This is a genomic window from Nocardia sp. NPDC041819 (assembly GCF_055590505.1).
On record NZ_JBVJAP010000002.1, the window covers coordinates 1,083,795 to 1,094,247 of the forward strand.

At 67.6% G+C, this 10,453-nt stretch carries 9 protein-coding genes and 1 pseudogene; all 10 read left to right on the forward strand.

Annotation, left to right across the window (positions count from 1 at the left end; genetic code table 11):
• The first annotated feature begins 3 nt into the window (after positions 1–3).
• Positions 4–867 carry an MlaE family ABC transporter permease gene (locus ACZ6DL_RS11930; RefSeq protein WP_040870310.1) on the forward strand — a complete coding sequence of 288 codons (864 nt, stop codon included), beginning with the start codon at positions 4–6 and terminating at the stop codon, positions 865–867.
• A complete protein-coding gene (locus ACZ6DL_RS11935; RefSeq protein WP_466050451.1) occupies positions 864–2,213 on the forward strand; it encodes an MCE family protein in 1,350 nt (449 codons plus the stop codon). The genes ACZ6DL_RS11930 and ACZ6DL_RS11935 overlap by 4 nt, the downstream gene beginning before the upstream one ends.
• Positions 2,210–3,286, forward strand: coding sequence for an MCE family protein (locus ACZ6DL_RS11940; RefSeq protein ID WP_466050452.1), 1,077 nt, complete (start codon positions 2,210–2,212; stop codon positions 3,284–3,286). Before ACZ6DL_RS11935 ends, ACZ6DL_RS11940 begins: the two co-directional genes overlap by 4 nt.
• Positions 3,286–4,296: an MCE family protein gene (locus ACZ6DL_RS11945; protein ID WP_062968298.1), complete on the forward strand. Its 1,011-nt coding sequence runs from the start codon at positions 3,286–3,288 to the stop codon at positions 4,294–4,296. The genes ACZ6DL_RS11940 and ACZ6DL_RS11945 overlap by 1 nt, the downstream gene beginning before the upstream one ends.
• Positions 4,297–4,333: 37 nt before the next feature.
• Positions 4,334–5,566, forward strand: coding sequence for an MCE family protein (locus tag ACZ6DL_RS11950; protein ID WP_466050526.1), 1,233 nt, complete (start codon positions 4,334–4,336; stop codon positions 5,564–5,566).
• Positions 5,563–6,801, forward strand: coding sequence for an MCE family protein (locus ACZ6DL_RS11955; RefSeq protein ID WP_466050453.1), 1,239 nt, complete (start codon positions 5,563–5,565; stop codon positions 6,799–6,801). The genes ACZ6DL_RS11950 and ACZ6DL_RS11955 overlap by 4 nt, the downstream gene beginning before the upstream one ends.
• Positions 6,798–8,039, forward strand: coding sequence for an MCE family protein (locus tag ACZ6DL_RS11960; protein ID WP_396987910.1), 1,242 nt, complete (start codon positions 6,798–6,800; stop codon positions 8,037–8,039). Before ACZ6DL_RS11955 ends, ACZ6DL_RS11960 begins: the two co-directional genes overlap by 4 nt.
• A gap of 106 nt (positions 8,040–8,145) precedes the next feature.
• Complete coding sequence (locus ACZ6DL_RS11965; RefSeq protein WP_466050454.1) at positions 8,146–8,916, forward strand: hypothetical protein; 771 nt, start codon at positions 8,146–8,148, stop codon at positions 8,914–8,916.
• Between the two features lie 10 nt (positions 8,917–8,926).
• Positions 8,927–9,658: a hypothetical protein gene (locus ACZ6DL_RS11970; RefSeq protein ID WP_466050455.1), complete on the forward strand. Its 732-nt coding sequence runs from the start codon at positions 8,927–8,929 to the stop codon at positions 9,656–9,658.
• 409 nt (positions 9,659–10,067) lie between these two features.
• Positions 10,068–10,453, forward strand: a pseudogene (locus ACZ6DL_RS11975) (DNA-directed RNA polymerase subunit beta); the annotation flags it as partial.

Consider the following 10,453-nt stretch of genomic DNA (forward strand, 5'->3'; position numbering starts at 1 on the left):
CCGATGGCCACGTCGTACCGAACCCCGGTCGCCAAGTCCATGCGCCGGGTGGGTGAAATCGCTCGGATGCCGCTCAACGTGATCGATCGCGCGGGCGAGCAGATGTCGTTCTACACGCGGGCCATCGCGTGGATCCCGCGGACCGCGGTGCACTACCGCAAGGAAGTCATGCGACTGCTCGCCGAGGTCACCTTCGGCACCGGAGCGCTCGCGGTGATCGGCGGCACCATCGGCGTCATCGTGTTCATGTCCGGTTCCGTCGGCGTCGTCGTCGGCCTCCAGGGTTTCAAGGCCCTCGACGCTCTCGGCAGCTCGGTGCTCACCGGCTTCCTCACCGCCTACATCAACACCCGCGAGATCGCCCCACTGGTCGCCGCGCTCGCCCTGTCCGCCACGGTCGGTTGTGGTTTCACCGCGCAGTTGGGCGCCATGCGGATCTCCGAGGAGATCGATGCGCTCGAGGTGATGGCGGTGCCGGGCGTGCCGTTCCTGGTGACCAGCCGGGTGATCGCCGGATTCCTCGCGGTGATCCCGCTCTACATCGTCGGGCTACTCGGCACGTTCCTGGCGTCGCGGGCGATCAGCATCTGGTTCAACGGGCAATCCAGCGGGTCCTACGACCACTACTTCAGTTTGTTCCTGCCACCGGAGGACGTGCTCTATTCGTTCCTCAAGGTGCTGGTCTTCGCCTTCGTGATCATCATGGTGCACTGCTACTACGGGTTTCACGCCACCGGCGGGCCCGCGGGCGTCGGCGTCGCGGTCGGCCGCGCGGTCCGCGCCGCGATCGTCCTGGTGAATGTGCTCGACTTCTTCCTCAGCCTCGCGATCTGGGGCACCACCACCACGGTGCGGGTGGCCGGATGAGCCGCACCCAAGCCTGGCGCTCGACCGCGAAGCTACGCATCCGAGTGCTGGGGATCGCCTTCTTCGTCGTGGTCGCGTTGTTCCTCTGGACCACCGTCGCGATCTACAACAAGCAGTTCGTGCGCACCGTGCACGTCGACCTGATCACCGACAGCGTGGGCAACGCGCTGACCCGCAACGCGGACGTGAAGGTGCGCGGCATCACCGTCGGCGAGGTGCGCTCGAGCAGTTCCGAGGGCGGCGAGGTGACCTTGGACCTGGCCATCAATCCGGACAAGGCGCAGCAGATCCCGGCCAACGCGACCGCGCGCCTGCTGCCCAAGACGCTGTTCGGCGAGCGCTATGTGGATCTGGTGATCCCGGAGAACCCGAGCCCCCAGCATCTGACCGACGGGCTGACGCTGCGCCAGGATGTCAGCGGCAACGCCATCGAGCTGAGCAAACTGCTCGACGACCTGCTCCCGCTACTGCAGTCCATCCCGCCGCAGGATCTGGCGGCCACCCTCGGCGCGCTGTCGCAGGCGCTGGCCGGTCAGGGCTCCGCGCTCGGCGAGACCGTGGACAAGCTGGACGACGCCTTCCGCCAGGTCAATGTGGTGCTGCCGGACCTGCAGGCGGACCTGCGCAGCTTCGCGGAGGTGGCGGCCACCTATTCCGACGCTGCCCCGCAGCTGATCGAGGCACTGGACAACCTGCGCACGACCAACGCCACCATCGTGCAGCGGCGCACCGACATCGATGTTCTCTACGCGACGCTGACGCCGACCGCGGCCACGACCACCGATTTCCTGATCGCCAACCGCGACAACATCATCGACGTGGCCGCCGATTCCCGGCCCGCGCTGGAGCAGCTGGCCTACTACTCGCCGAACTACGCCTGCTCGCTGGCGAACTTCGCGCAGCTCAAGCCGCGCATCGACCGAATCTTCGGCAAGGGCACCGACCTGCCCGGCTCGCGGGTGACCATCGAACTCACCAACACGCGCGGCAAGTACCTGCCCAACCAGGACGAACCGCGCTGGCTGGACCCCAGGGGGCCGTGGTGCATCCCCGAGATGCCGCTGGGCGTCGACCCCGGCCAGTACACCGGCGGCCCGAACAACGACGGCTCCTACGCCGTCCCCAGTCGCAACCCCGGTGACCAGCAGATCGGAAATCTGGAACCGCCGCAGTTCGGCGTCCACCCGGCGAGCAAGATGCCGACGATCGCCGGTTCGCCCATGGAGCAGCAGTCGCTCGGCGCGATCTACGGCGCGGCCAATGGCGTCGCTCCTGATCAGGTGCCCGGCTGGGTGACCAGGGCCGGTGCGCCCGCGTTCCGCGGAAGCGAGGTGAGCGTGCGATGAAGCAGCATCTGCGCGGCCTGGGCGGCCCGCTGACCAAGCTGGTCATCTTCGTCGTGGTGACTCTGTTCGTGACGGTCATGCTCGCGCTGTCCATCGCCAACTACAGCGGCGGCGGCACCGCGTTCAAGGCCAGGTTCACCGACGTCACCGCGCTCAACCCCGGCGACGAGGTCCGCATCGCGGGCGTTCGGGTCGGCAAGGTCACCGACGTCTCGATCGTGGACAAGCGCCTGGCCGAGGTGAAGTTCGAACTCAGCGACCGGGATTGGCTGCCGTCCTCGACCATCGCCACGATCAAGTACCGCAACCTGGTCGGTCAGCGCTACATCGCGCTGGAGCAGGGGACCGGCGAGCAGGGCCGCAAGCTGAACGAGGGCGGCACCATCCCGCTCGAGCACACCAGGCCCGCGCTGAACCTGACCACGCTGTTCAACGGCTTCCGGCCGCTGTTCCGCACGCTGACCGCCGACGACGTCAACAAGCTGTCGTTCGAGATCATCCAGGTCTTCCAGGGCGAGCAGGGCACCATCCACGATCTGGTGGCGACCACCGCGAACCTGACCAACAAGATCGCCGACAAGGACGCGGTGATCGGTGAGCTGACCCGCAACCTGACCGCCGTGCTGGACACCGTGAACCAGCGCGACGACCAGTTCGACCAGTTGATCGTGAACACCGAGGCGCTGATCAGCGGCCTGAACGCCGAGCGCGACACGATCGGGCGCTCGGTGACCTCACTCGCCGACCTGACCTCGGCGACGTCCGACCTGCTCGTCCCGGTGCGCCCGACGCTGCAAGGGTCGATCGCGGGCCTGAGCCAATTGACCGGCACGCTCGACGAGCGCCAGGACGAGGTGAACGAAGCGCTGTACAACCTGCCGCTGAAGATGGAGAAGCTCGGCCGCGCCGCCAGCTACGGCTCCTGGTTCCAGTTCTATCTGTGCGGCATCGACATCGTCGTCGGACCGGGCGCCGTCGAAGCGCCGCAGCTCAACCTGCCCGCGGGCATGCCGACGATCAATCAGCCGCTGTACACCAACGCCGCGCCGCGCTGCCACGGGAAGGCTCGCTGATGGACGACCGCATTCTGCTCGGCAAGCGCAGCCCGGCGTTCCTGGGCGCGCTCGGCATCGCCGTCGTGCTGTTGGTGACGGTGTCGGCCTTTTTCCTGGATCGGTTGCCGATCATCGGGGCGGGGACGAAGTACACCGCGGAATTCAGCGAGGCGGCGGGCCTGAAGAAGGGCAACGAAGTCCGGGTGGCGGGCGTCAAGGTGGGCTCGGTGTCCGATGTCCGGCTCGACGGGGACCGCGTGCTCGTGGACTTCCGCACCAAGGACACCTGGATCGGCAACGAGACCACCGCGTCCATCCAGATCAAGACGCTGCTCGGGCAGAAGTACCTCGCGCTCGACCCGAGGGGCTCCAAGCCGGCCACGCCGAGTTCGCGGATCCCGCTCTCGCGCACCGTCTCCCCGTACGACGTGGTGGACGCGTTCACCGACGCCGCGCGCACCATCGACCAGATCGACACCGCGCAGCTGGCCAAGAGCATGCAAGTGCTGTCGGAGGCGTTCGAGACGACACCGCCGGAGATCCGCGGGTCCATCGACGGTGTCGCCCGGCTGTCGGAGACGCTGGCCAAACGCGATCAGGAGCTGAAGAAGCTGTTCGCCGCGACCAGGCAGACCACCCAGATCCTCGCCGACCGCAACGCCGAGTTCGAGCGGCTGCTGGCCAACGGCGGCCAGCTGCTGGCCGAGCTGAACATCAGGCAGCAGTCGATCAAGCAGTTGCTGGTCGGCGCGCAGACGGTGTCGACCGAACTGAGCGCCCTCGTGCACGACAACGAGGAGCAGATCGGCCCGGCGCTGAAGAATCTGCGCGCCGCGATCGATCTGCTCAACTCCAACCAGCAGAACGTCTCCAAGACGCTGGAACTCGCGGCGCCGTTCTACAGCCTCTACGCCAACGTGCTCGGCACCGGACGCTGGTTCGACGCGGTGATCGTCAACGTGCTGCCGCCCGCCCTGCCCGACATCCCCGGCTACCGTCAGCCGATCCGCACTCTGGGAGGTAACTGACGTGGCGGACAACTGGCGTAGCGATCCGGTCGGGGCGGTGCGCGGTTCCAGCCGCGGCGCCAAGGTGGGCATCGCGCTGGTCCTCGTCCTCGCCGTGCTGGTCGCGGTGGTGCTGTGGTGGCTGTTCAACCGGCTGACCACCACCAAGATCACCGCTTACTTCGATCGCTCGGTCGGCATCTACGAGGGCTCGGACGTCCGGATCCTCGGCGTGCCTGTCGGCTCGGTGGATTCGGTGGAGCCGCAGGGCGATCAGGTCAAGATCGTGATGAGCGTGGACCGCAAGTACGACGTGCCCGCGGGCGCGCGGGCCGCGCAGATCACGCCCTCCATCGTGTCGGACCGCTACATCCAGCTCACCCCCGCCTACACCGGTGGCCCGAAGATGGCGCGCGACGCGACCATTCCGCGCGAGCGCACGGCCACGCCCGTCGAAGTGGACCAGCTGTACAAGAGCATCACCGAACTCTCCGAGGCGCTGGGGCCCAACGGCGCCAACGCCGACGGAGCGGTGAACGACCTGGTGCGCACCGGCGCGGCGAACCTGGCGGGCAACGGCGAGGCGCTGGCCAACAGCCTCACCCAGTTGTCCCGGGCGGCCCGCTACCTGTCGGACGCGCGTGGCGACATCTTCGACACGGTCAAGAACCTGCAGTCCTTCATCACCATGCTGGCCCAGAACGACCAGCAGGTGCGGCAATTCAACACGCAGCTGGCCGACCTGTCGACGTTCCTCGCCGACGAGCGACAGGATCTCGGCGCGGCACTGAATCTGCTGTCGATCGCGCTGGGCGACGTCGCGCGCTTCATCGACGACAACCGGGGTTTGATCGCGAGCAATGCCGAAGGGCTGATCCAGCTCACCAAGACGCTGTCCGATCAGCGCGACGACGTGGCGGCCCTGCTGCCGGTCCTGCCGTTGGCGTTGAGCAACCTGATCAACGTGCACAATGCCGAATCGGGCACCCTCGACATGCGCGCGAACTTCCCCGAAACCCAGGACCCGTTCGGCGCGGTGTGCAAGATGCTGGACCTGTCCAAACTGATGCCCGGCGATCCCAAGTTCGAGGCGCTCGGCAAGCAGATGCGGCCGATCCTGGAGCACTGCAAGGAGATCACCGACCAGATCACCGCCGGGGTGCAGACTCCGACGTTGAACCTGCCGTTCGGCATCCTCAGCGGCGAGAACCAGCAGCGTGACCCGGTGCCGGGCACCGTGCCCGGCACGCCGTCGGACCGGCTTCCGCCGTCGCAGGGAGGGGAGCGATGAGCATTCGAATCCGTTCCGTCGCACGCGGTCTCGGCGCGGCGCTGGCGCTCGGCCTGTCCGCGACGCTGGTCACCTCGTGTGCCTCCGACGGCATCTACAGCGTGCCGCTGCCCGGCGGCGCCGACGTGGGCGAGCACCCGATGCACATCGACATCCAGTTCGACGACGTCCTCGATCTGGTCCCGCAGTCGGCGGTCAAGGTCGAGGGCGTGCCGGTGGGCCGGGTCGAGAAGATCAGCATCGGCAAGGATCAATGGACCGCCACCGTGCGCACCTTGGTCAACTCGTCGGTGAGCCTGCCCGCGAACGCGCACGCCGAGGTCCGGCAGTCGAACCTGCTCGGCGAGAAGTTCATCGAGCTGTCCCGGCCCTCGGCCGATCCGGAACCCGGCAGGCTGGCCGACGGCTCGGTGATCCCGGTCGACCGCACCAGGCACGCCACCGAGGTCGAACAGGTGCTCGGCGCCCTGTCGCTGCTGCTCAACGGCGGCGGCGTCGCGCAGTTGCAGCCGATCGTCACCGAACTGAACAAGACCCTGGGCGGACGGGAAGACCGGGTGCGTTCGCTGATCGAGCAGGCGAACACGCTGATCGGCGGCCTGAACGAGCAGGTGGACGACATCACCCGCGCGCTCGACGGCCTCGACGTGCTCAGCAGCCGGGTGAGCAGGCAGACCGATCAGATCGGCAAGATCCTCGACCAGCTGCCCCAGGGCATCAAGATCCTGGAGGAGCAGCGCCCGCAACTGGTCGCCCTGCTGGCCCAACTCGACCGGCTCGGCCAGGCGGGCTTCGATGTACTGAACACCTCGAAGGACGACCTGATCCGCGACCTCACCTCGCTGCGGCCGACATTGCAGGAGCTGGGGCGTGCCGCGCCGGATCTGGTCACGGCGGTGCCGCTGATCCCGACCTATCCGTTCCCCGACTCGGCGCTGGAGAGCACCTTCGGCGGCAGCGTGAACACGTGGTTGTCGGTGGACCAGCAGATCGGCGTCACGCTCAGCAATCTCGGTGTGGGCAAACCCGATCCGGTGTACATCCCGCCGATCGGTCCGCCCGTGCCGGTGAACCCGACCAATCCGTACTACAACGGCAACGGCCCGCGTCCGGGCTGGCCCACTGTGTCGATCCTGCCGCTGCCGCCGCTGATGGCGCAGCCGCCCGCACCCGGCGTGCCCGGTCCGGTCGGGGCGATCCTCGAGCAACTCGGCGTAGGGAGTGGTCCGCGATGACCCGTCTGGTGCGGTGGCAGCTCATCGCGTTCGTGGTGATCGCGGTGCTCGGCGTCGTGTACGTCGGCGGCCGGTACATCCGGCTCGACCACATGTTCGGGCTCAACGAGTACACGGTGAAGCTGCGGGCGGCGCAGACCGGCGGCATCTACAAGGGCGCCGAGGTGACCTATCGCGGCGTTCCGGTCGGCCGGGTCGGTGAGCTGGAGCTCACCGGCGAGGGCGTGGTGATGAATCTCGTCATCGACACGAGCTCGCCGAAGATCCCGGCGTCGGCGAAAGCCGTGGTGGCCAACCGCTCCGCGATCGGTGAGCAGTACGTCGACCTGCAGCCCGATTCGGACGCGGGCCCATACCTGCGCGACAACTCCGTGATCACCTCGGCGACCCTGCCGGTGTCGGTCGAGGAGCTGCTGTCCAGCGTGGACACCTTCGCCGGCTCGGTGGACCTGAACGCGCTCAACACGACGGTCCGCGAACTGGGCAAAGCGTTCGACGGCAAGGGCGACGACCTGCAGGTGCTGATCGACTCGCTGAACAAATTCACCGAGACCTTCCACGCGACGCTGCCGCAGACCGTTCAGCTGGTCCGCGACGGCCGCATCGCCCTCGGCACGCAGGCCGAGCAGTCCTCGCAGATCCGCGAGTTCAGCGACGGCCTGGACAAGCTCACCGCCCAGTTGCGCTCCAGCGACCCCGACGTGCGCAGGCTCATCGGCACCGGAACCGACGCGGGTGAGCAGCTCGGCGCGCTGATCGACGAGAGCGGTGGCTCGCTCACCCAGGACCTGGCCAACCTGCGGCTGCTGCTGCAGGCGATCTCGCCGAAGTTCTACGCGATCAAGCCGTTGCTGCAGATGCTCCCGCAGCTGTCGATCGGCGGCTCTTCCACCGCGCCCGGCGACGGGACCAGCCACTTCGGCCTGGTGCTCGAGGTGAACAACCCACCCACCTGTACCGTGGGCTACGAGGGCACGTATCGGATTCTCGAACAGATGAAGGCGCAGAACCCGGACTTCGACGACACGCGCGACGAGTTCCCCTTCAACAAAGACGCCAAATGTCTTGTGCCGTTCGGTAATCCGACCGCCGTCCGGGGTGGCGCGCGAGCCGAATACGCCGATCCGGCCATCGTCCAGCCCTGGGATTCCAACCCCAAAACCGATCCGGAAAAGCTGAACCTGACTCCGGCCGCCGTGCAGCTGTCGACCCTGCTGGGGGTCACGCCGAAGCGGTGACCAGGAGCAATGACGTTAGGGTGTCTCGCGTGAGTGACTGCAGCGAGCGAACCACGGCCACCCGGCCCTGGGGCGCGACCGAGCCGACCGACGGCGAGGCGATGTCGTGACCGCCGATCCGACCAAGCGGTCCGATTCGGCGTCGCAGGACACGCCGGACACCGCGACGACAGCGGCGGACACGTCCGCCCCCTCCGCGAAGCCGGATACGAGTCCCTCCGCGAAGCCCGACGCGAGTGATCGGAAGTCTGCCGAGCAGACCGGCGGCGCGTCCGAGCACGTGGTCGGCGCGTCCAGGCTCGGCCGGGTGGTCATGGTCTGCTCCGCCGTGGTGCTCGTGATCGCGTTGGCCGGCGCCGCGTGGTTCGGCGCGGGCTGGGTGCGGGCCGCACTCACCGACGGCCCGCGCGGGGATGCCCGTGACACCGCGCTGGACGCCGCCCGCCAAGCCGCGATCAACATGACCTCGATGAACCTGGACGACGTGCCCGGCTCGCTGGCGCTGGCCAGGTCCTCGATGACCGGCGCGCTGCTGGACTCGGCCACGAAGAACAAGGACCAGGCGGAGAAGCTGGCCCAGCAGAGCGGGGTCGCGATGAACTCGAAGGTGCTCGGCGCCGCGCTCACCTCGCTCAACAGTGAGGAGGACAAGGCATCGGCGCTGGTCGTGCTGCAGGTCACCGAGAACGGCAAGGACAAGCCCGCCGCCGACTACCGCTACACCTGGACCGTCGACGTGGCCAAGGACGGCGACGTCTGGAAGGCCGAGCAGATCTCCTCGCTCAGCCAGCCGGTGTTGCTGAGCGGCGGCCCCGCCGCGCAGACGTCCGCACCGGCGGGCGAGCAGCCGCCTGCCGCGCCGAAGCCGGGATCGTAGGAGGACACCCATGACGTCTCGTCGACCGGTCAACCGGGTCACCTCCAAGCGCAAGCCCACCACCGCAACGGCGCGCGCCGCGTCCGCGCGGCCCGCAGCGGCCCGCAAACCGCGCGTGGCGGGCGTTTCGCGCACCACCGCGGAACAGGACACCCTCCGCGCCGAACAGCGGTCTGTGGCCGCACCCGGTTCGTCGTGGTGGCGCACGATCGCGTCGCGTGGGAAAGGCCGTCCGCGGCGGCGGCCTGCCGGGCGTGCGCGCTGGGGCGTCAGCGCGGCGATGCTGCTCGCCGCGGTTCTGCTGGGCGGTTTCGCATGGCTCGCCGCGCAACAGCCCGGGGTGAACACGTCGAATCAAGCGTATGTGGACAACGAGGCCACCCAGGAGGTGCGGGCGGCCGCCGACAACGCGCTGCGGACCGTCTACGCCTACGACGTGAAGAACATCGACGGGTACCGGGACACCGCGAAGCAGGTGCTCACCGGAAAGATGCTCGCCGATCTGGACAAGTACGCCGACACCACCATCTCGGCCGTCAAACAGGCGCAGACCAGTGCCGACGCGAAAGCCGACCCGATTGCTGTGACGTTGCTCACGGATGATCGCGCGGAGCTGATCGTCAACTTGGTGGTGAGCGCCACCAAGGACGGCGTGGCGCAGCAGAGCGTCGCCGGACCCGTGGTCCTGCACATGCAAAAGGTGGACGGACGCTGGCTGGCCAGCGACATCGTCGACCAGTAACGGCTACCGCGGCGGCCGGGATGACGCAGCGCGGCAGGCGATCTCGACGGCGCCCGGACCGGGCCTGCCACTTGACGAGTTTCGCCCGAACCGTCACGCTATTCACAACAGCGGCAGCTGTCACAGTGGCTTCCAGCGCACCGCGGCTCACGACGCAGCCAGCGAATTCGGCCCGGCGCGCCAGCCATGCGGACGATCACACGGGTGGTACTTTGACACCCCCGTGTACTTGGGTGTAGGTTTGGACGTTGCGCTGGCTGCCTCCTGTCCATACCTCGAATCGCACTCGTGAGTTCACCCTTCCGGTGTTACTTCCGTTGGTGCCTGTTTCGAGTTTCGTTCGGGTAGTAACCAGCGGAATTCGTAGCAGACAAGCGACGGTCGCGGACCACCACGCGACGCGCGTGAGGTGCTGGAAGGACGCATCTTGGCAGTCTCCACCCAGACCAAGGCAGTTGCCGGAATCCCCGGAGCCCCGTTGCGGGTGTCTTTCGCGAAGATCCGTGAACCCTTGGAGGTGCCCGGACTTCTCGATCTACAAACGGAATCGTTCGCCTGGTTGATCGGTTCGCCGGATTGGCGCGAACGCGCGGCCGCTCGCGGCGACGTCGGCCTAGTCGGTGGCCTCGAGGAGGTGCTCGAGGAACTCTCGCCGATCGAGGACTTCTCCGGCTCCATGTCGCTGTCGTTCTCCGACCCGCGCTTCGAAGAGGTCAAGGCCTCGATCGATGAGTGCAAAGACAAGGACATGACGTATGCGGCTCCGCTGTTCGTGACGGCGGAGTTCATCAACAA